The organism is Pseudomonas frederiksbergensis (assembly GCF_003732275.1).
GTDB classification, from domain to species: domain Bacteria; phylum Pseudomonadota; class Gammaproteobacteria; order Pseudomonadales; family Pseudomonadaceae; genus Aquipseudomonas; species Aquipseudomonas frederiksbergensis_H.
Genome location: NZ_MOBM01000038.1, coordinates 975403 through 996100 on the forward strand (window position 1 = coordinate 975403; position 20698 = coordinate 996100).

General features: G+C 59.7%; 19 protein-coding genes and 1 pseudogene. 7 read left to right on the plus strand and 13 right to left on the minus strand.

Annotated elements, in window-relative coordinates:
- Positions 1-143: 143 nt before the first annotated feature.
- Positions 144-434 carry a hypothetical protein gene (locus tag BK662_RS23920; protein ID WP_052964247.1) on the minus strand — a complete coding sequence of 97 codons (291 nt, stop codon included), beginning with the start codon at positions 432-434 and terminating at the stop codon, positions 144-146.
- Positions 435-613: 179 nt separating this feature from the next.
- On the minus strand, positions 614-1678 hold the full coding sequence (locus tag BK662_RS23925) for an alpha/beta fold hydrolase (RefSeq protein WP_123359705.1): 1065 nt from the start codon (positions 1676-1678) through the stop codon (positions 614-616).
- A 351-nt stretch (positions 1679-2029) separates the two neighbouring features.
- On the opposite strand from BK662_RS23925, the gene BK662_RS23930 reads away from it, so the two are divergent.
- Positions 2030-2374, plus strand: coding sequence for a cupin domain-containing protein (locus BK662_RS23930; RefSeq protein ID WP_123359704.1), 345 nt, complete (start codon positions 2030-2032; stop codon positions 2372-2374).
- Positions 2375-2552: 178 nt separating this feature from the next.
- Here BK662_RS23930 and BK662_RS23935 read toward each other — a convergent pair whose 3' ends face one another.
- Positions 2553-2765, minus strand: a complete 213-nt coding sequence (locus BK662_RS23935; protein ID WP_008074349.1) for a DUF1059 domain-containing protein — start codon at positions 2763-2765, stop codon at positions 2553-2555.
- A gap of 378 nt (positions 2766-3143) precedes the next feature.
- Here BK662_RS23935 and BK662_RS23940 point away from each other — a divergent pair, with 378 nt between their 5' ends.
- Positions 3144-3731, plus strand: coding sequence for a LysE family translocator (locus BK662_RS23940; protein ID WP_123359703.1), 588 nt, complete (start codon positions 3144-3146; stop codon positions 3729-3731).
- 66 nt (positions 3732-3797) lie between these two features.
- Here the strand turns inward: BK662_RS23940 and BK662_RS23945 are convergent, their stop codons facing one another.
- Together BK662_RS23945 and BK662_RS23950 are read right to left on the minus strand one after the other, a co-directional pair.
- On the minus strand, positions 3798-4631 hold the full coding sequence (locus tag BK662_RS23945; protein WP_123359702.1) for an AraC family transcriptional regulator: 834 nt from the start codon (positions 4629-4631) through the stop codon (positions 3798-3800).
- 34 nt (positions 4632-4665) lie between these two features.
- Positions 4666-5169: a VOC family protein gene (locus BK662_RS23950; protein ID WP_123359701.1), complete on the minus strand. Its 504-nt coding sequence runs from the start codon at positions 5167-5169 to the stop codon at positions 4666-4668.
- A 225-nt stretch (positions 5170-5394) separates the two neighbouring features.
- Here BK662_RS23950 and BK662_RS23955 point away from each other — a divergent pair, with 225 nt between their 5' ends.
- From BK662_RS23955 to BK662_RS23975, 5 genes and pseudogenes are all read left to right on the plus strand, one after another.
- On the plus strand, positions 5395-5850 hold the full coding sequence (locus BK662_RS23955; protein ID WP_123359700.1) for a (2Fe-2S)-binding protein: 456 nt from the start codon (positions 5395-5397) through the stop codon (positions 5848-5850).
- Positions 5851-5874: 24 nt separating this feature from the next.
- Positions 5875-8043, plus strand: a complete 2169-nt coding sequence (locus BK662_RS23960) for a xanthine dehydrogenase family protein molybdopterin-binding subunit (protein WP_123359699.1) — start codon at positions 5875-5877, stop codon at positions 8041-8043.
- 1 nt (position 8044) lies between these two features.
- Positions 8045-8623 (plus strand): hypothetical protein, encoded by a 579-nt coding sequence (locus BK662_RS23965; RefSeq protein WP_123359698.1) that lies wholly within the window; start codon positions 8045-8047, stop codon positions 8621-8623.
- A gap of 73 nt (positions 8624-8696) precedes the next feature.
- Positions 8697-9320 carry a GGDEF domain-containing protein gene (locus tag BK662_RS23970; RefSeq protein WP_123359697.1) on the plus strand — a complete coding sequence of 208 codons (624 nt, stop codon included), beginning with the start codon at positions 8697-8699 and terminating at the stop codon, positions 9318-9320.
- Between the two features lie 96 nt (positions 9321-9416).
- Positions 9417-9683 (plus strand): annotated as a pseudogene (locus BK662_RS23975) (LysR substrate-binding domain-containing protein); the annotation flags it as partial.
- 179 nt (positions 9684-9862) lie between these two features.
- On the opposite strand, the gene fabI reads toward BK662_RS23975, so the two are convergent.
- From fabI to gloB, 8 genes are all read right to left on the minus strand, one after another.
- On the minus strand, positions 9863-10657 hold the full coding sequence (gene fabI / locus BK662_RS23980; RefSeq protein ID WP_007906751.1) for an enoyl-ACP reductase FabI: 795 nt from the start codon (positions 10655-10657) through the stop codon (positions 9863-9865).
- A gap of 21 nt (positions 10658-10678) precedes the next feature.
- Positions 10679-12289 (minus strand): ABC transporter ATP-binding protein, encoded by a 1611-nt coding sequence (locus tag BK662_RS23985; protein WP_123359696.1) that lies wholly within the window; start codon positions 12287-12289, stop codon positions 10679-10681.
- 1 nt (position 12290) lies between these two features.
- Positions 12291-13310 carry an ABC transporter permease gene (locus BK662_RS23990; protein ID WP_123359695.1) on the minus strand — a complete coding sequence of 340 codons (1020 nt, stop codon included), beginning with the start codon at positions 13308-13310 and terminating at the stop codon, positions 12291-12293.
- A gap of 1 nt (position 13311) precedes the next feature.
- Positions 13312-14385 (minus strand): microcin C ABC transporter permease YejB, encoded by a 1074-nt coding sequence (locus BK662_RS23995; protein WP_008014542.1) that lies wholly within the window; start codon positions 14383-14385, stop codon positions 13312-13314.
- Positions 14386-14389: 4 nt separating this feature from the next.
- Positions 14390-16231 carry an extracellular solute-binding protein gene (locus tag BK662_RS24000; RefSeq protein ID WP_123359694.1) on the minus strand — a complete coding sequence of 614 codons (1842 nt, stop codon included), beginning with the start codon at positions 16229-16231 and terminating at the stop codon, positions 14390-14392.
- A complete protein-coding gene (locus tag BK662_RS24005) occupies positions 16228-18060 on the minus strand; it encodes an extracellular solute-binding protein (RefSeq protein WP_123359693.1) in 1833 nt (610 codons plus the stop codon). The genes BK662_RS24000 and BK662_RS24005 overlap by 4 nt, the downstream gene beginning before the upstream one ends.
- A 285-nt stretch (positions 18061-18345) precedes the next feature.
- Positions 18346-19800 carry a transglycosylase SLT domain-containing protein gene (locus BK662_RS24010; RefSeq protein ID WP_123359692.1) on the minus strand — a complete coding sequence of 485 codons (1455 nt, stop codon included), beginning with the start codon at positions 19798-19800 and terminating at the stop codon, positions 18346-18348.
- Positions 19801-19899: 99 nt separating this feature from the next.
- Positions 19900-20667, minus strand: a complete 768-nt coding sequence (gene gloB / locus BK662_RS24015) for a hydroxyacylglutathione hydrolase (RefSeq protein ID WP_123359691.1) — start codon at positions 20665-20667, stop codon at positions 19900-19902.
- Positions 20668-20698: the final 31 nt, after the last annotated feature.

Genomic DNA, 20698 nt, shown 5'->3' on the forward strand with positions numbered 1-20698 from the left:
TCCCCCGTAGGAGCTGCCGAAGGCTGCGATCCTTTGATTTTGATCTTCACCCAGACCACCGAAAATCAAGATCAAAGGATCGCAGCCTTCGGCAGCTCCTACGGGGGATATACTTCGTCATTCAGGTTGGGATAAAAGACGCGCTATTTGATCTGCACAATCACCGGACCTTCCGTCACGATCGGCGGGTTTGCGTGGATATTCGAGGCATTTTTCTGAATCCAGTCGCGCGCGACTTTCAAGCTCGCATCGCTGCCGGCCTTGTCCGTGCAAACAGTCACCGCCGTACCGCCATCACCCGTATTCAGCAGTGTGTAACTTACCAGGCCAGGCACTGTCCGCAGGGTAGCTTCGACGTCGGCCTTGCGCTGTTCTAAAAGATCGAACAGCTGCTTTGCGCCAGCACCCAAGTAGGTTCTTATAACCGCATACATGGTCGTCTCCTTTGGGAGTTACCGTCTTGATGCCAATCAAGATCCGTTGATGGCTGCCACTACTAAAATTTCAGTTCGTCCCGATTTAATCAGCTTAGCCAAACGCCCGGCGGCGAGCGAAATGCAACGACCGCCGGCCACTTTAGAGGGAACGAGCCGTTGTTGTGACGGTGCCGGATTCAAAGGTGATCCGCATCAATCACAGCCTTGGCGAACGCCTGCGGATCTTCCTGCGGCAGGTTGTGGCCAATGCCGCCGTTGATCAGCCGGAACTCGTATTTACTAGTGAAGCGCTTGGCGTAATCCTCGGGGGCAGGGTGCGGCGCGCCGTTGGCATCGCCTTCAAGGGTGATGGTCGGCACGCTAATGGAAGGCGCCATAGCCAGTTTCTGCTCTAGCGCTTCATATTGGCTCTCGCCTTGAACCAGCCCCAGGCGCCAGCGGTAGTTGAATACGGTGATGTCGACATGGTCGGGGTTCTCCAGAGCCTTGGCGCTGCGGTCGAAAGTGGCGTCATCGAACGCCCATTTCGGCGAAGCCAGTTGCCAGATCAACTTGGCGAAGTCGTGGGTATTTTTCTCGTACCCGGAGCGACCGCGATCGGTGGCGAAGTAAAACTGATACCACCACTGCAATTCGGCCTTGGGTGGCAGCGGGTTCTTGCCGGCCGCCTGGTTACCGATCAGATAGCCGCTGACCGAGACCAACGCCTTGACCCGCTCTGGCCACAGCGCCGAGACGATGTCGGCCGAACGCGCGCCCCAGTCATAGCCACCGAGCACGGCCTGTTTGATCTTCAGCGCATCCATAAAGTCGATGACGTCACTTGCCAGCGCGGCCGGTTGACCATTGCGAACAGTTTTCTCGGACAGAAAATGCGTATCGCCGTAGCCACGCGCATACGGCATCAGCACTCGATAGCCCTTTGCTGCAAGCAATGGCGCGACCTCGTCATAGCTGTGAATGTCGTACGGCCAGCCGTGCAGAAGAATCACTACCGGCCCATCGGCCGGGCCTGTTTCGGCGTACGCCACGTTCAACAGTCCGGCGCTGACATGCTTCAGCGGGCCGAAAGGAGAGGGTGCCGCATGAGTGGCGCCGGCACTGATCGCGTCTGCCTGCACGGCTGCGGCTGTTTGTGCGTGGGCCGCACCGAGAACGCTGAACAGGGTGAGCGCGAGGATCGATGAGCCGACCAGACGGCGGCGAGTTGTGCCGGTTTTTTTCTGCAGTGCCATCTTCATGGTGATGTCTCCGTTGCAAGCCGTTGGCCAGGGGTTCTGGGTGATCCCCTTCAAACCTGGCTTGCATTTGAACGCGGCGACGTATCTGGCCTGTGTCGAATCGCAGGCCAGGTGAAAACCCATGTATCAAGAGGCTAGCCAGACACACTGTGATACACAGCGGAGCATTCGTATGAAACGGGTCATCCGGGTAGGCTGCTTCCCTTGTGACGACGGCGCAAGGCTCCTGCTTCGACGTTCATACCGCCGTTTGCGTGAATCAGGAGTTTCTGCCTTCTGCCCAACGAGCTTTCCCGGCTTTTAGGGTGTTTACTTCTAGTCAGGCCCTGTATGCACAGAGAGGAGAGCACCATGAGCAACGAACAGGTGGCACCTGAGACAAAAGGTGTTGCGGTGAAGTTACTTGCAACGATTGACCTTGGCCCTGAGATCGAGGGCATGGCAGGGCGCCAACTCAGAATGCGTATGGTGACCATTGAGCCTGGAGGCGTCTTCGGGCCGATTCATAATCATAAGGACAGACCCGGCACCGTCTACATATTGCAAGGAACGATCACTGACCATCGAAATGGAGTCGCCACGGACTATGGGCCGGGAGTGGGCTGGCCCGAGGACAGGAACACCACTCACTGGCTTGAGAACAGAGGAACGGTTCCGGCGGTGGAGATCTCGGTCGATATTGTCAGGCAAGAGTAAGCTCAGGCCCGACATCTGACACAGTCTGGCCCAGTGCCATCTAGTGAATCTAAATAGCTGCGGTGGGCAAGCGTAACGAGGCTCTATCGAGGGTTTTCCAGAGATTGCGCATCGTCGGATTTTGGGCAATTCCCTCTGCAGGAGCAGCCTGCGGCAGCTCCTGCAGAGGGGCTCCCTATCAAGCGGGACGCGGTGCTTCAACAGGCGGGGTGCCGTCGTGAAACATTGTCTTCAGTTGAGCACGCAGTTCCGGTGAGTCGGTGTGCTTGTGAACGCTGACCGCATGCTGTGCGGCGGCCTCGAGCAGTTCGTTTTCAGAGTCTGCGGACAGCGCGACCGAGCATTTGGAATCGCTTGGAAACTCGCGGCAGTCGATGTATTTACGCGCCATGATCTTCTCCTCCCTACGATGAAGGCAGGCCGTGGCCTGCGTGAACGATCACTCGACGCGATCCCCCGTACATCAAACACGATTGCATGTCGCTTCGAGTGTGCCGACCCTTGAAGTATAGGCCCGCCACAAGGCACATCGTGGCGGGTTTGCAATGACTTAGGGAAAGCAGGGGACAGTCCACGATTGCTCAGCTTTTACCTGAAATCGTGGCCTGTCCCTTTTATGCGCTGACGAACTCAGGCCAGGCCGCTGAGCGCACTTTCTACAGGCTTGGGCAACGGGTTGAAGCGTTTGGCAAGAGCAATTTTCTTCAATACCCCGAGCAATGCTCTGGTTACCGTGGACCTGTATTCCTTGATTTGAAGCAGGTGTGCGATGAGTCTGATTCTTTCCATGGCCGCGTTTGCGCTGGTCGCCTCTATAACGCCGGGGCCGGTGAATATTGTGGCGTTGAGCTCGGGGGCGCAGTTCGGTTTCCGCGCGAGCCAGCGGCATGTGGCCGGGGCGACCTTGGGGTTTGTTCTGCTGTTGGTGCTGATGGGGTTGGGTTTGCATGAGGTGTTACAGCGTTGGCCGGCGCTGACACGGGTGGTGCAATGGGCGGGGGTGGCGTTTCTGTTGTTCATGGCTTTCAAATTGGCCACTGATAACGGTCAGCTCGATGCCAGGGAGTCCGGTCGGGCGCCGTCGATGCTGTATGGCGCGGTGATGCAATGGCTCAACCCGAAAGCCTGGCTGGCCTGTGTGGCGGGGATGGGCGCGTTTGTCGCCGATGGCGAAGCGCGGTTGGTGTGGCAGTTTGCGGCGGTGTATCTGGTGATCTGTTACTTGTCGGTGGGTTGCTGGGTGTATGTCGGGACGTTTTTGCGCGGCTACCTGAGCAATCCTGCGGGGATACGGCTGTTCAATCGGGTCATGGCGTTGCTGCTGGCGGTGAGTGCGGCGTATTTGCTGTTGCCGTAGATCTGGAGGGTGTTTCCCTTAATGTGGGAGCTCCACCCATCAAGACTTGTGGCGAGGGAGGTTGAGTTAGCCGCGGTACTGCCCCGGTGTCGCCGCCAGATGCTGTTTGAACGCGCGTTGAAAATGCGCCTGATCGGCAAACCCGGCTTCCAGCGCCACATCGGCGATCAGCTTGCCGCTGCGCAGTCGATCCCGGGCGAACTGGATGCGCCGGTTGACCAGGAACGCATGGGGCGTCATGCCGTAATGCTGCTTGAACGCGCGGATCAGGTACGACGGCGATAGTTGCGCCACCTCGCAAATGTCTTCGAGTTTGAGCATCTGTGTGCAGTTGTCGCGGATAAAGTCGGCGGCCCGTTCCAGCTTGAAATTGGGTTCGCGCAGCGGTTGATCGACGGGGTTGAGCCGCTGTTGCACCTCGGTGAAAAACTCCAGCGCCGCGCTGTGCTTGCACAGCACCTCTTGCTGCGGGTCGACCAACACCTCGTACAAATTCTTCAGGCCGGTAAACAGCTCGACATCACGATTGTGGGTGATGGAAAACCGGCGAAACGCCAAGTCCTGGCTGAAGCCGAGCTGATGCTGCAAATCGGTCAGCCAAGGCGTCTCGACGTACAGCATCAGGTACGACCACGGCTGGTCGTCGATCGGATTGCAGGCATGCACATCGCCCGGATTCATCAGCACCACGGTGCCGGCACTGACCTGATATTCCGATTGCTCGTGGATATAGGTACTGCGCCCGGCGGTGATCGCCCCGATAGAAAAATGCGCGTGGGAATGCCGGCTGTAGCAGACCTCGCGACCGTCGGCGATGGAGCGGGCTTCGATGAAGGGCAGGGCGTCGTCACGCCAGAAGCGCGGGGCTTTGTCTGCATCTTTGGCGACGGTGTGCTTCATCTCGATTTCCTCGGCAGGCCAGCGCTCGAGTGTATTAGCTCTCGTTGTCAAAGGCTCGTTGCAGCGTGGCAATGTCGAGTTTTTTCATTTGCAGCATCGCTGCCATGGCACGCTGGGATTTGCCTGTATCGGGGTCTTTCATCATGTCCATCAACGCCACGGGCACAATTTGCCACGACACGCCGAATTTATCCTTGAGCCAGCCGCATTGCTGGGCTTCAACGGGACCGCCCGCAGAAAGGCGTCCCCAGAAGTGGTCGACTTCTTCCTGAGTGTGGCAATTGACCTGGAATGAGATCGCCTCATTGAACTTGAAAACCGGGCCGCCGTTAAGGTTGGTGAAGCTCTGCCCATCGAGTTCGAAACTGACGGTCATCACCGAACCTTCCGGCCGGCCATGGATTTCCTGACCGGCCTTGCCGTAATGGGTGATGCCGGCGATTTTGGAATGATCGAAGATCGCGCAGTAAAACTTCGCGGCATCCTCGGCCTGATCGTCGAACCACAGGCAGGGCGTGAGTTTTTGAACGCGGTGCATGGCGGTGCTCCTCTGCGGGTTAATCACTCTGGATTATCAGCGTAGTCAGCCTGCGGTGGTCCGGTTGTGCCATAGATCGACAAATCGTGAGAATTCCCCCAACCCGTTTGGAGCGAATGGAGGGCGACCGGTGGTCGATGAACATGGCTAGTGGGTCAAATTGCGCTTAGCTGTATGGATAACCCAAGGCGCGCGTAACGCCCCCTGAGTCTGAGGAAATTCGCAATGCTGACCCTTAATATCAATGGCAAAGACCAGGAACTGGATGTCCCCGCAGACATGCCGTTGCTCTGGGTACTGCGCGATGTCGCGCACCTGACGGGCACCAAATTCGGTTGCGGCATGGCCCAGTGTGGCGCTTGCACCGTACACGTCGACGGCGCGCCGCTGCGCTCCTGCATCACGCCCGCCACGGCGGTGGCCAACGGGCAGAAAATTCTCACCATCGAAGGCTTGTCCGCCGACGGCTCGCACCCGGTCCAGCAAGCCTGGGCCGAGCTCGATGTCGTCCAGTGCGGTTATTGTCAATCGGGGCAGATCATGTCGGCGGCCGCGTTGCTGGCGAAGATCCCCAAGCCCACCGACAGTGACATCGACCAGGCGCTGTCCGGCAACATTTGCCGCTGCGGCACCTACCCAAGAATCCGCGCCGCGGTCAAACGTGCCGCCGAGATCGGTTGATACCACGTCTAAGGAAGCTGACCCATGAACAGAATCAACCCTGTCTCGCGTCGCGGTTTTCTCAAGGGCAGCGCAGTGCTGGGCGGCGGTCTGGTGGTGGCATTTGTCATCCCGGGTGCCAATCGCTTTGCCCTCGGGGCCGAGAATCAAGGAAACGTCTTCGCACCCAATGCCTTTTTACGCGTTGGCAACGACAACAGCATCACCGTGCTGCTCGGCCATTCGGAAATGGGCCAGGGCATCTGGACCGGCCTGACCATGTTGATCGCCGAAGAGCTGGACGCCGACTGGTCGAAAATCCATGTCGAACATGCGCCGGCCTCGGCCGCCGATTATGGCCTGCCGGCGTTTGGCGGAATGCAGATTACCGGCGGTTCGACGTCGACCTGGATGGAGTTCAATCGCTATCGCCAGGCCGGAGCGGCGGCGCGCTTGATGCTGATCGAGGCGGCCGCCAAGCGATTCGACGTGGCACCTTCGCAGATCCGCACCGAGTCGGGCGTGGTCATTGCCGGCGACAAACGCGCCACTTACGGCGAACTGGCGGATGACGCCGCCAAGTTGCCGGTGCCGGATCCGGCCTCGATCAAGTTCAAGGAAGCCAAAGACTGGAAGGTCATCGGCAAACCCACCAAGCGCCTCGACACCCCGGAGAAAATCACCGGGCGAGCCAAGTTTGGCATAGACGTGCAATTCGACGGGCTCATGACGGCGCTGGTCGCTCGTCCACCGGTGTTCGGTGGCAGCGTCAAATCCTTCGAAGGCGCCGAGGCGCTGGCGGTGCCGGGCGTACACAAAGTGGTGCAGGTGCCCACGGGTGTCGCGGTGATTGCCGATCATTATTGGGCGGCGAAGCTGGGGCGTGATGCGCTTAAGGTCGAATGGGACCTGGGGCCGAACGCCGGGCTCGACAGCCAACAACTGCTGGAGAGCTTTCGTAAACTCGCCGCCACCCCTGGCACTTCCGCCAGTCAGGCCGGGGATGCAACGGCGACGCTGGGCAAAGCGGTGAAAACGATTGAGGCTGAATACAGCGTGCCGTACCTGGCTCATGCGCCGATGGAACCGCTCAATTGCACGGTGAAAATCTCCAAGGACAAATGCGAAATATGGACCGGCACGCAGTTTCAAACGCTGGATCAGATGATCGCGGGGAAGATCACTGGGCTCAAACCCGAACAGGTAGAGATCCACACCCAATTCCTCGGCGGCGGTTTCGGGCGACGGGCCAATCCGACCTCGGATTTTGTCAGCGAAGCCGTGTACGTCGCCAAGGCAGCGGGCGGGCCGGTGAAAACCGTCTGGGCCCGAGAGGATGACATTCGCGGCGGTTACTACCGCTCGGCGTTCTTGCATCAGGCGCGCATCGGGCTGGGTGCCGACGGCATGCCAATGGCTTGGAAGCATGTGCTGGTCGGCCAGTCAATTCTGACGGGCACGTCGTTCGCGGCGACCATGGTCAAGGATGGCGTCGACAAAACCTCCGTCGAAGGCGTGGCCGACAGCCCTTACCTTGAGGGGCTGGCCAACCATCAGGTGGATCTGCATTCACCGCAAACCGGCATCAGCGTGCTGTGGTTGCGTTCGGTGGGGCACACCCACACTGCATTCGTCATGGAGTCGTTGATCGATGAACTGGCAGACGCCGCCGGCAAGGATCCGGTGGAATATCGACGAGCCTTGCTCAAGGCGCATCCACGGCATTTGGGCGTGCTGAATCTGGCGGTGGAAAAAGCCGACTGGAAAGCACCCTTGCCGGACGGTCACGCATTGGGCGTGGCGGTGCATGAGTCCTTCGGCAGTTACGTCGCCCAGGTGGCCGAGGTATCCCAGGACAACCTGGCGATTCGCGTGCATCGGGTGGTGTGTGCGGTGGATTGCGGCATTGCGGTCAACCCGCAGGGCATCGCGGCGCAGATGGAATCGGGCATCACCTTCGGTCTCGGATTTACCTTGCACAGCAAACTGACGTTCAAGAACGGTCAGGTTGAGCAGTCCAATTATCACGACTATCAGGTCCTGCGCCTGAACGAGATGCCGGTGGTCGAGGTGCATATCGTCCCCAGCAGCGACAAGCCCGGCGGCATCGGCGAGGTCGGTGTGCCTCCGGTGGCGCCGGCAGTGGCGAACGCGGTGTTTGCCCTGACCGGGCAGCGTCTGCGGGAACTGCCGTTGCAACTGTCGGGGGTGTGAGATGAGACGACATATATTTTGGGGTGCGGTGATGTTGATTGGCCTGGGTAGCTATACCTCGGACCTGTTCGCTGACGATAAAGAGGCGGTGAAGGCGTTCGACACGGTGCAGAAAGTGTTCCAGAGCCCGCGTTGTCAGAATTGTCATATCCCCGGCGATTCGCCGTTGCAGTTCGACGCCGGTATTGCTCACGCAATGAATGTGGTTCGCGGCCTTGATGGCAAGGGAGCGGCCGGTTTGCCGTGTGCCAGTTGTCATGCCGAAAGCAATCCGCCGGCCAGTTATGGCCCTCACGCGCCGCCCGGAGCGCCGCATTGGAGCCTGCCGCCGGCCGCGCACAAGATGGCCTGGATCGGCCTGCCGGCCGACAAGTTGTGCGCGATGATCAAGGACCGTTCCAGTAATGGCGACCGTGATTTTGCGGCGCTGATCAAGCACGTCAGCGACGATAAGCTGGTGCTTTGGGGTTGGAATCCGGGTGAGGGGCGGGCGCCGGTACCGGTGCCCCACGACATCTTTGTCACCCAGTTCAAGCTCTGGGCGGATGCTGGAGGGCCGTGTCCGGTGGCAGGAAGCTGACCAGCGGCGCGTTTATAGGGAGTCATATCGGGTGTGAACGACTCTAACGTTCATACCCATCAAGGAGTGAGTGATGTTAACCCCAGGCAAACCGGTTAAACGCGGCGCTGGCGCAGACACTTTGCGTGCGCCGAACGTCCTCGACAGTGCAGTGCAGGATCGCGATGTACTGCGCGATCTGGCCCGCAAGGCCGAGCAAGCGCTGATGGGCGTGCAGATGGCGAGCATGGATGAACTGACGCTGCTCTCCAATCGTCATGGGTTTGAGGCCTTGGCTCAATTGGGGCTGGAGGCCTGTCAGCAGTTGGGCAAACCCGCGACCCTGCTGTTTTTCGACCTTGATGACTTCAAGCGCATCAATCAGCTGTACGGTCGCGCCGAGGGCGACAATGCCCTGAAAACCTTCGCCGATGTGCTACGCATCGCCTTTCGTGAAAGCGATGTGATCGGCCGGCTCGGCAGCGATGAGTTTGCTGCCTTGTTGACCGGCGCCGACGCCGTGGAAATCGCCGCGATCAGAGCGCGCCTCGAAGAAATACTCGATGAACGCAATGCCACGGCGCATCGTGGCTATGACATTCGCTTCAGTGTCGGGCAGATCGAGTTTGATTCTCGGCTGCACCAGACGGCGGAAGACTTGCTGGCCTTGGCCGATAAAGCGCTGTACGCCCGGGAATTTGATGCTCGTCATTGTTGAATGGTGGAGCTGGCGTCAACGGTCGGGCGGATCATTTGGCGAACAACTGATCGATATTCCTGAACGCCTTGAACTCCAGAGCGTTGCCGCAAGGGGCGGGAGCCATTTGTGCTGATCGTGCCGGCAGGTCTTGAGGGTGACGACCCGCTGCAGCTGCTCGCCAACCATCCGCACGTACGCTACGACCGCAATTCGTTCGGTGGGCGCCTGGTGGCTCGCTTTTTACGCGAGCAGCAGATCGATGTGCCGGTGGCTCTGGAGCTGGATGAGCTGGAAGCTATCGTCAAAATGGTCGAATGCGGGCTGGGTGTTTCGCTATTCCAGCAGTTGTTTGCGCGGTGTTTGACGAAAATCGACGACTGACCACCATCCCCTGTGGGAGCGAGCCTGCTCGCGATGACAATGTCAGACGCACTGCATGTATCGACTGACGAACCGCTATCGCGAGCAGGCTCGCTCCCACAGGGGAATTGCATCGATTTTGAAATGGCAGGCATAAAAAAACCCGCCAATCGGCGGGTTTCTTCATGGCTAACCGAAGATCACTCTTCGATGTTGCCCATGGCGGTGGTGTTGAAGCCGCCGTCTACGTACATGATTTCGCCGCTGATGCCGGACGCCAGGTCCGAGCACAGGAAGGCGCCGGCGTTGCCGACTTCGTCGATGGTGACGTTACGACGCAGCGGGGTTTGCGCTTCGTTGGCGGCCAGCATTTTGCGGAAGTTCTTGATGCCGGAAGCGGCGAGGGTGCGGATCGGGCCAGCCGATACGCAGTTCACGCGGGTGCCATCCGGGCCCAGGGAGCCGGCCAGGTAACGCACGCCCGCTTCCAGAGAAGCCTTGGCCATGCCCATTACGTTGTAGTTCGGCATGGTGCGCTCGGCGCCCAGGTACGACAGGGTCAGCAGGCTGCCATTGCGGCCTTTCATCATTTCGCGGCCAGCCTTGGCCAGGGCCACGAAGCTGTAGGCGCTGATGTCGTGAGCGATGCGGAAACCTTCACGGGTGGTGGCTTCGGTGAAGTCGCCGTCCAGTTGGTCGCCCGGGGCGAAGCCGACGGAATGCACGATGCAATCCAGGCCGTCCCACTTCTTGCTCAGTGCTTCGAAGACCTTGGCGATTTCTTCATCGCTGGCCACGTCGCACGGGAAGCACAGCTCAGGGCTCGAGCCCCAGCCTTGTGCGAATTCTTCGACACGACCCTTGAGTTTGTCGTTCTGATAAGTGAAGGCAAGCTCAGCGCCCTCGCGATGCATGGCGGCAGCGATGCCGGATGCGATGGACAGCTTGCTGGCGACACCGACGATCAGTACGCGCTTACCGGCGAGAAAACCCATGTGTTGCTCCTCTTTTCAGGTTTATTGCGCAGTGGCTGGTGCCAGAAAAGCGGCTTCCAGCAACTGCTGTGTATACGGATGTTTGGGGGCGGCAAAGATACTTTGCGCGTCTCCCTGTTCGACCACTTGGCCATGCTTGACCACCATCAGCTGGTGGCTCAGCGCTTTGACGACAGCCAGGTCATGGCTGATAAACAAATACGTCAGGTTGTACTTGGTTTGCAGTGAACGTAGCAGCTCCACCACTTGGCGTTGCACGGTGCGGTCGAGGGCCGAAGTCGGCTCGTCCAGCAGAATCAACGCCGGTTTTAGCACTAATGCCCGGGCAATGGCGATTCTTTGCCGTTGCCCACCGGAAAATTCGTGGGGGTAGCGGTGCCGGGTTTCCGGGTCCAGACCTACCTCCTTGAGTGCCGCAATAATCGCTTGTTCCTGTCCTGCCTCGGTGCCCATCTTGTGGATCCGCAGGCCTTCGCCGACGATCTGGCTCACGCACATCCGTGGGCTCAGGCTGCCGAACGGGTCCTGGAACACCACCTGCATCTCCCGCCGCAGAGGTCGAATCTGTTGCTGCGTCAGGCAGTCTAGCTGCTTGCCTTCAAAACGGATGGCGCCTTTGCTACCGATCAGCCGCAATATTGCCAGGCCGAGCGTCGACTTGCCGGAACCGCTTTCTCCCACAATCCCCAGAGTCTGGCCCTGGGGCAGGCTGAAATTGATACCGTCCACCGCTTTGATATGGTCCACGGTCTTTTTCAGAAAGCCTTTCTTGATCGGGAACCAGACTTTCAGGTCCTCGACCTGCAGCAACGGCGGGCCAATCACATTGGTCGCAGGCGTCCCGCTGGGCTCCGCTGCCAGCAGTTCCCGCGTGTACGGATGCTGCGGCGCGCGGAACAATTCTTCGCACGATGCCTGTTCGACGATGCAACCGCGCTGCATGACACATACGCGATGCGCAATTCTTCGTACAAGGTTCAAATCATGACTGATCAGTAACAACGCCATGCCCAGACGGGCCTGCAATTCCTTGAGCAGTTCGAGAATTTTCAGTTGAACGGTCACGTCCAGCGCCGTGGTCGGTTCGTCGGCGATCAGCAATTCCGGCTCATTGGCCAGGGCCATCGCGATCATTACCCGCTGGCGCTGGCCGCCGGACAATTCGTGGGGCAGGGCCTTGAGACGCTTCTCGGGCTCGGGGATGCCCACCATTTCCAACAGTTCCAGCGTGCGCTTGGTCGCGACTTTGCCGGTCAGGCCTTTGTGGATGCCCAACACCTCGTTGATCTGCTTCTCGATCGAGTGCAGCGGATTGAGCGAGGTCATCGGCTCTTGAAAGATCATCGCAATCCGGTTGCCGCGGATGTGGCGGATGGTTTTCTCTTTCAGGTCCAGCAGATTCCGGTCGGAATAAGTGATGGTGCCGGACGGATGCCGGGCCAGCGGGTAGGGCAGCAGCCGCAGGATCGAGTGGGCGGTCACCGATTTGCCGGAGCCGCTTTCACCCACCAGCGCCAGGGTTTCGCCGCGCTTGATGTCGAAGCTCACGCCCTCGACCACCCGCTGAACACGCTCGCCGACGATAAATTCGACGGCCAGATCGCGCACTTCGATCAGATTGTCCTGATTCATTTCACTTCCTCGGGTCGAAGGCATCGCGAGCGGACTCGCCGATGAACACCAGCAGACTCAACATCAGCGCCAGCACCGCAAACGCGCTCATACCGAGCCACGGCGCCTGCAGGTTGGATTTGCCCTGGGCCACCAGTTCACCCAGGGACGGCGCGCCCGGCGGCAAGCCGAAGCCGAGGAAATCCAGGGCGGTCAGGGTGCCGATGGCGCCGGTCAGGATGAACGGCATGAACGTCATGGTCGAGACCATCGCGTTGGGCAGAATGTGGCGGAACATGATCGCACCATTCTGCATGCCCAGCGCCCGCGCCGCGCGCACGTATTCCAGGTTCCGCCCGCGCAGGAACTCGGCGCGCACCACATCCACCAGGCTCATCCACGAAAACAACAGCATGATCCCCAGCAGCCACCAGAAATTAGGCTGCACGAAACTGGCCAGGATGATCAACAGGTACAGCACCGGCAACCCGGACCAGATCTCCAGAAAACGCTGCCCGGCCAAGTCGACCCAGCCACCATAAAAACCCTGCAAGGCCCCGGCGATCACGCCGATGGTCGAGCTGAGAATGGTCAGCGTCAACGCGAACAATACCGAAATCCGGAAGCCGTAAATCACCCGGGCCAGCACGTCACGGCCCTGATCGTCGGTGCCTAATAGGTTGTCGGCGGACGGCGGCGCGGGGGCCGGGACTTTCAGGTCGTAGTTGATGCTTTGGTAGCTGTAGGGAATCGGCGCCCACAAGACCCAGGCCTCCTTGGCCTTGAGCAGTTCGCGGATGTACGGGCTCTTGTAGTTGGCTTCCAGCGGGAATTCGCCGCCGAACGCGGTTTCCGGGTAGCGCTTGAGTGCCGGGAAGTACCAGGCGTTGTCGTAATGCACCACCAGCGGTTTATCGTTGGCGATCAGTTCGGCACCGAGGCTTGCGCCGAACAGAATCAGGAACAGCCACAACGACCACCAGCCACGCTTGTTGGCCTTGAACAGTTCGAAACGTCGGCGATTGAGAGGGGACAGGTTCATCTCAATGCTCCCGGCTTTCGAAGTCGATGCGCGGATCGACAAAGGTGTAAGTGAGGTCGCCGATCAGCTTCACCACCAACCCCAGCAGGGTGAAGATGAACAGCGTGCCGAAGACTATCGGGTAGTCGCGGTTGATCGCTGCTTCAAAACTCATCAGGCCGAGGCCGTCGAGGGAGAAAATCACTTCCACCAGCAACGAGCCGGTGAAGAAGATCCCGATGAATGCCGAAGGGAAACCGGCGATCACCAACAGCATGGCGTTGCGAAACACATGGCCGTACAGCACGCGATGGCGGGTCAGGCCCTTGGCCTTGGCGGTCACCACGTACTGCTTGTTGATTTCATCGAGGAAGCTGTTCTTGGTCAGCAGCGTCATGGTCGCGAAGTTGCCGATTACCAGTGCGGTCACCGGCAGTGCCAGGTGCCAGAAATAATCGAGGATCTTGCCGCCGGTGCTGAGCTCATCGAAATTGTTCGAGGTCAGGCCCCGTAGCGGGAACCAGTCGAAATAGCTGCCGCCAGCGAACACCACAATCAGCAGGATGGCGAACAGGAATGCCGGAATCGCGTAACCGACGATGATCGCCGAACTGGTCCAGACGTCGAAGTGGCTGCCGTGTCGCGTCGCCTTGGCGATCCCCAACGGAATCGACACCAGGTACATGATCAGCGTGCTCCACAGCCCGAGGGAGATCGACACCGGCATCTTTTCCTTGATCAGGTCGATGACCTTGGCGTCGCGGAAGAAGCTGTCGCCGAAATCCAGGGTGGCGTAGTTCTTGATCATGATCCACAAACGTTCCGGCGCCGATTTGTCGAAGCCGTACATGTGCTCGATTTCCTTGACCAGCGCCGGGTCCAGGCCCTGGGCGCCGCGATAGGCGGAACCGGCCACCGACACCTCGGCACCGCCGCCGGCGATACGGCTGGTGGCGCCTTCGAAGCCTTCGAGCTTGGCGATCATCTGTTCCACCGGCCCGCCGGGGGCGGCCTGGATGATCACGAAGTTGATCAGCAAAATGCCGAGCAGGGTCGGGATGATCAGCAGCAGTCGCCGAAAAATATACGCCAGCATCTGATTACTCCGTGCCCGCAGGGTCGGCTAGCAGTTTGGTTTCGACTTCTATCGGCAATGTCGCGTTGGGCTTGACCCACCAGGTATTGATGCCGATGTCATATTTGGGCGAAACCTTGGGGTGGCCGATGTGGTTCCAGTACGCCACGCGCCAGGTCTTGATGTGCCAGTTGGGGATCACGTAATAGCCCCATTGCAGCACCCGGTCCAGCGCCCGGGCATGGGCCACCAGGCTTTGGCGCGAATCGGCGTTGATCAGTTGCTCGACCAGGTGGTCCACCACCGGGTCTTTCAAGCCCATGGAGTTACGACTGCCGGGTTTGTCGGCAGCGGCGCTCATCCAGTACTCACGTTGTTCGTTACCCGGCGAGTTGGATTGAGGGAAGCTGCCGACGATCATGTCGAAGTCCCGAGAACGCACGCGGTTGATGTATTGCGAGACGTCGACCCGGCGAATCACCAGGTCGATGCCCAAGTCGCTGAGGTTGCGCTTGAACGGCAGCAGCACCCGTTCGAACTCGGTCTGGGCCAGCAGGAACTCGATGCTCACCGGTTTGCCGGTGGCGTCGACCATCTTGTCGTCGACAATCCGCCAGCCGGCCTCTTGCAGCAGTTGATAGGCCTTGCGCTGCTGGCTACGGATCATGCCGCTGGCGTCGGTCACCGGGTTCTGGAACGCCTCGCTGAACACTTGCTCGGGAAGCTTGCCGCGGAACGGGTCGAGGATCGCCAGTTGATCGGCGTCCGGCAGGCCAGTAGCGGCCATTTCCGAGTTTTCAAAGTAACTGCGGGTGCGCGCGTAGGCGCCGTTGAACAGCTGCTTGTTGGTCCATTCGAAGTCCAGCAACAGGGTCAGTGCCTGACGCACGCGCACGTCCTGGAACACCGGACGGCGCAGGTTGAATATAAAACCCTGCATACCGGTGGGGTTGCCGTTCGGGATCTGTTCCTTGATCAACCGACCTTCGGTCACCGCCGGAATGTTGTAGGCATTGGCCCAGTTTTTCGCGGCCATTTCCAGCCAGTAGTCGAACTGACCGGCCTTGAGTGCTTCCAGCGCGACGGTGTTGTCGCGATAGTAGTCGGTGGTCAGCACGTCGAAGTTGTAGAAGCCGCGATTGACCGGCAGGTCCTTGCCCCAGTAATCCTTGACCCGCTCATAGCGCACCGAGCGTCCGGCCTTCACTTCGCTGACTTTGTACGGACCGCTGCCCAGCGGCAGTTCAAGATTGCCCTTGTTGAAGTCGCGGGTCACCCACCAATGTTTGGGTAGCACCGGCAACTGGCAGAGGATCATTGGCAGTTCGCGGTTATTGTTGTGCTTGAACTTGAACAGCACTTTGAGCGGGTCTTCGGCGATCGCTTCCTCCACGTCGCTGTAATAGCCGCGGTAGAGCGGGGCACCGTCCTTGATCAGGGTCTGGAAGCTGAACACGACGTCTTCGGCACGCACGGGGTGGCCATCGTGGAAACGTGCTTCGGGGCGCAGGTAGAAGCGCACCCAGCTGTTGTCCGGGGCTTTTTCGATTTTGCCGGCGATCAAGCCATATTGAGTGAACGGCTCATCGAGACCCTGTTTGGCCAGGGTGTCATAGATCATGCTGATGTCGTCGGCCGGCACGCCTTTGTTGATGAACGGGTTGAGGCTGTCGAAGCCACCGAACCCGGCCTGGCGAAAGATTCCGCCCTTGGGCGCGTCAGGGTTTACGTAATCGAAATATTTGAAATCGGCCGGGTATTTCGGCGGCTCGTTGTACAGGGTCAGGGCATGTTGCGGGGCGGCGCAGGCCAGCCCGGCGAACAACAGACCGCTGGCCTGCAAGAGCAGGGCGCGTAGGGGTTTCATCGATCTTTCTCCGAAGATTTCAGCCACCACGCGCTCAGGCCCAGGGTGTAGGGCGGCGTGGTGACGAAGGCGAACCGGTTGCGGTAGGCCAGGCGGTGATAATTGAGGTACCAGTTGGGAATGATGTAGTGCTGCCACAGCAGCACCCGGTCGAGTGCCTTGCCGGCGGCGACTTGTGCATCACGGGTCTGGGCGGCGAGCAGTTGTTCGAGCAAATGGTCGACCACCGGGTTGGCGATACCTGCGTAATTCTTGCTGCCCTTGACCCCGACCTGGCTGGAGTGAAAGTACTGCCATTGTTCCAGTCCCGGGCTGAGGGTCTGGTTGAGGGTCATCAGGATCATGTCGAAATCGAACTGATCGAGGCGTTGTTTGTACTGGGCGCGATCGACCGTGCGCAGCCGTGCGTCGATGCCGATGCTGGCGAGGTTCTCGACGTAAGGCTGAAGGATCCGTTCCAGGTTCGGATTGACCAGCAGGATCTCGAAACGCAACGGTTGGCCGATGGTGTTCTGTAGCCGCTGACCGTTGAGCTTCCAGCCGGCCTGGGCGAGTAGCTCCAGGGCTTTGCGCATGGTTTCCCGTGGAATGCCGCGACCTTCGGTCTGCGGCAGGCTGAACGGCTCGGTGAGCAGCTTGGCGGGCAACTGATCGCGATAGGGCTTGAGCAGCAGCCACTCATGACCGACCGGTAGCCCGGTGGCGGAGAACTCGCTGTTGGGGTAATAACTCATGGCGCGCTTGTAGGCGCCGCTGAACAGCGTGCGGTTGGTCCACTCGAAGTCGAACATCAGCCCCAGCGCTTCGCGGACCTTGGTCTCGGCGAAGGTTGGTCGCCGGGTGTTCATGAACAGGCCCTGGCTCTGGGTCGGGATCTGGTGCGCGATTTGCGCCTTGATCACATCGCCACGGCGCACGGCGGGGAAGTTGTAACCGTTGGCCCAGTTCTTCGCCTGGTGCTCGATGTAGATGTCGAACTCACCGGCCTTGAACGCTTCGAAAGCCACGTCGCTGTCACGGTAGAACTCGACTTCCATGCGATCGACGTTGTACTTGCCGCGATTGACCGGCAGGTCTTTGCCCCAGTAATCCTTGACCCGTTCGAAGACGATCTGCCGCCCGGGCGTTACCGAGGTGATGCGATACGGTCCACTGCCCAATGGCGGCTCGAAGGTGGTGGCCTTGAAATCACGACCTTCCCAGTAATGCTGGGGCAATACCGGCAACTCGCCCAGGCGCAGGATCAGCAGCGGATTGCCGGCGCGTTTGAAGACGAAGCGGATGCGCTGTGGGTTGAGGATATCCACCCGCGACACTTCCTGAAGGTTGGTGCGGTATTGCGGGTGACCATCCTTGAGCAGCAATCGGTAAGAGAACGCCACGTCGTAAGCGGTGATCGGCGTGCCATCGTGGAAGCGCGCTTCGGGGCGCAGGTTGAACACCACCCAGCTGCGGTCCTCGCTGTATTCCACCGATTGGGCGATCAGGCCATAACTGGAGGTCGGCTCATCGCCGGACGGCGCGTATTGGCCGGTGCCGACCATCAATGGTTCATTGAGTTCGTTGATGCCGTACTGCAGGAAATTGGCGGTGGAAACCGGGCTCGAGCCTTTGAATGTGTAAGGGTTGAGCGTATCGAAGGTGCCAAACGCCATCACCCGCAACGTACCGCCCTTGGGCGCTTGCGGGTTGACCCAGTCGAAGTGGGTAAATCTGGCCGGGTACTTGAGCGTGCCGAACTGCGCATAACCATGGCTTTCGCTGATCGTCGCGCTTGCGGGGGAGCTCAAGGCCAGGCTGATCAGGAGCAGGAGGAGGGGACGCTTCAAGTCAGAGATCCGATCCAGGCGGCTTGGGCTTTGTGGGCCGTACAGTAACAGCTTGTATCGACAGGAAAAAGATGGGGGGGTAATGCGTGGTTAATTGTGCCGGTGAAGGTTCGGCGGATCGCAGAACCTGTGGCGAGGGAGCTTGCTCCCGCTCGGCTGCGAAGCAGTCGTAAACCGAAATACGCGGTGTGTCAGAAATCACCGGGTTTCAGGTTTTGGGGCTGCTTCGCAACCCGACGGGAGCAAGCTCCCTCGCCACAAAATCCCCTCGACAGGGCGTGTTGTTTAATTCGGCGAAGCAACCGTCAGCATCTGCCCCGGCTTCAGCGCCTGGCCAACCCGAGGGTTCCAGCGCTTGAGGTGCTGCATTTCAACGTTGAAGCGTTTGGCGACCATATACAGCGAATCGCCTTGCTTGACCTTGTACTGGGTCTGTTGCGTCTTGTTGGTTACTTTGCCGTTCGCCTTGCTGTTCGCCGCCACCACCGTGTTGACGCGCCCGGGTTTGCGCTTGGTGGTGTCCTGCATGACCAGGGTCTGGCCGACCTTGAGGTCCTTGCCCGTCAGTTTGTTCCAGCGTTGCAGGTCCTTGATGTCGACCTTGTTGGCCTTGGCGATGGTGCCCAGGTTGTCGCCACGTTTGACCCGATAGGCGCGCTTGAGGCTGGCGATTTCGCTGTCGTCTGCCCCTTCGAACACCGGCTTGAGCGATCGCTGACTGATCAGCTCGTCAGGGCGCATGGTCGACAGGCTGGCGGTCAGCAGTTGCGCCTTGGACGTTGGCACCAGCAGATGCTGGGGGCCGTCGATGGTGGTGCGCTGCTTGAAGGCCGGGTTGAGCTGGAACAGTTCGTCTTCGTCGATATTGGCCACCGCGGCAACCTTGGACAGGTCCATGCGCTGGTTGATTTCGACGACCTGGAAGTACGGTTCGTTGGCGATCGGGTTGAGGTTCACGCCATAGGCTTCGGGCGCCAATACCACTTGCGACAAGGCCAGCAGCTTAGGCACATAGGCCTGGGTTTCCGCTGGCAGCGGCAGGTTCCAGTAGTCGGTCGGCAGGCCGAGTCGTTCGTTGCGCTCGATGGCCCGGCTGACCGTACCTTCGCCGGCGTTGTAGGCCGCCAGGGCCAGCAACCAGTCGCCGTTGAACATGTCGTGCAGGCGGGTCAGGTAATCCATGGCCGCGGTGGTCGAGGCGGTGATATCGCGACGGCCATCATAAAAGCGGGTCTGACGCAGGTTGAAGTAACGCCCGGTGGAAGGAATGAATTGCCAAAGACCCACCGCGTCGGCCCGGGAATAGGCCATCGGGTTGTAGGCGCTTTCAATCACCGGCAACAGCGCCAGTTCCAGCGGCATGTTGCGTTCTTCAAGGCGTTCGACGATGTAGTGAATGTAGAGGCTGCCGCGTTCGCCGGCATTTTCGAGGAAGGACGGGTTACTGGCGAACCACAAGCGCTGTTGCTCGATGCGCGGGTTGACGCCCAGGTTGTCCTGCAACTGGAAGCCCTGGCGCATGCGCTCCCAGACGTCCTGTGGAATTTGCGGTGTTGGTTTTTCGCTGAGCCAGATGGGTTTCTGCTTGGCTCGAGCGGCAATATTCGGAGTGTGTGTCGCTTCGGTCTGCGGCACATGGCTGGAACAGCCCGCCAAAGTGGCGGACACAGCCACCGCAATGGCTTGAGCCAAGCGGGTCAATGCGTCTGAATTGATGGCTTTACGAATAGGTGACGACATTGGCTGGAAGTAAGTTCCGGGCAAAAATGTCGGGCGATTCTAGAAAGCGCACCCCCTGCGGTCAACCATTCAGAATTTTTGTATCATCAAGCAGCCTCCCTAGAACGTATCTTTCCAAGCGCGAAGAGCAGCAAAAACCGCACTCGGCGCCCGGTTATCGGGTCCGTTCCGTTCGTCCACTTTTTCTTTAACGGATGTTTCGCCGGTACGCAAAAACGGATTGGTGAGCTTTTCCAGTGCCAGCGTCGAAGGCAGCGTCATGATGCCGGCTTCGCGTTGCCGGGCGACTGTGGCCAGTCGTTCGAGGGTATCGGGGTTGCCCGGTTCGACTGCTGCGGCGAACTTCAGATTGCTCAGGGTGTACTCGTGGGTGCAGTAGACCAGCGTGTCTTCGGGCAGCGCAGCGAGGCGGCTCAGCGAGTGATGCATTTGCTCCGGCGTGCCTTCGAACAGGCGTCCGCAACCGGCGGCGAACAGGGTGTCGCCGCAAAACAAATGGCCCTGGTGATAAAAGGCGATGTGCCCCAGGGTATGGCCCGGCACCTGGATGACGTCGAAGTCCCAGCCCAGCACGCTGATGCGGTCATTGTCCTTGAGGGCCACGTCCCGCGCCGGGATGCTTTCGCTGGCCGGGCCGTAGACTGTCGCGTCTGTCGCTTTTTTCAGCCGCTCGACGCCGCCGACGTGGTCATGATGGTGATGAGTGATCAAAATATCGCTTAACACCCAACCCGGGTGCGCCGCGAGCCAGGCTTGTACTGGCGCGGCATCGCCCGGATCGACCACCGCGCAGCGCTGGGTGCTGTGGTCTTGTAACAACCAGATGTAGTTGTCGGTGAAGGCGGGCAGGGCACTGATCTGTATCATCGTCGGATTCGCCAAGCGGAAAACATTGGCG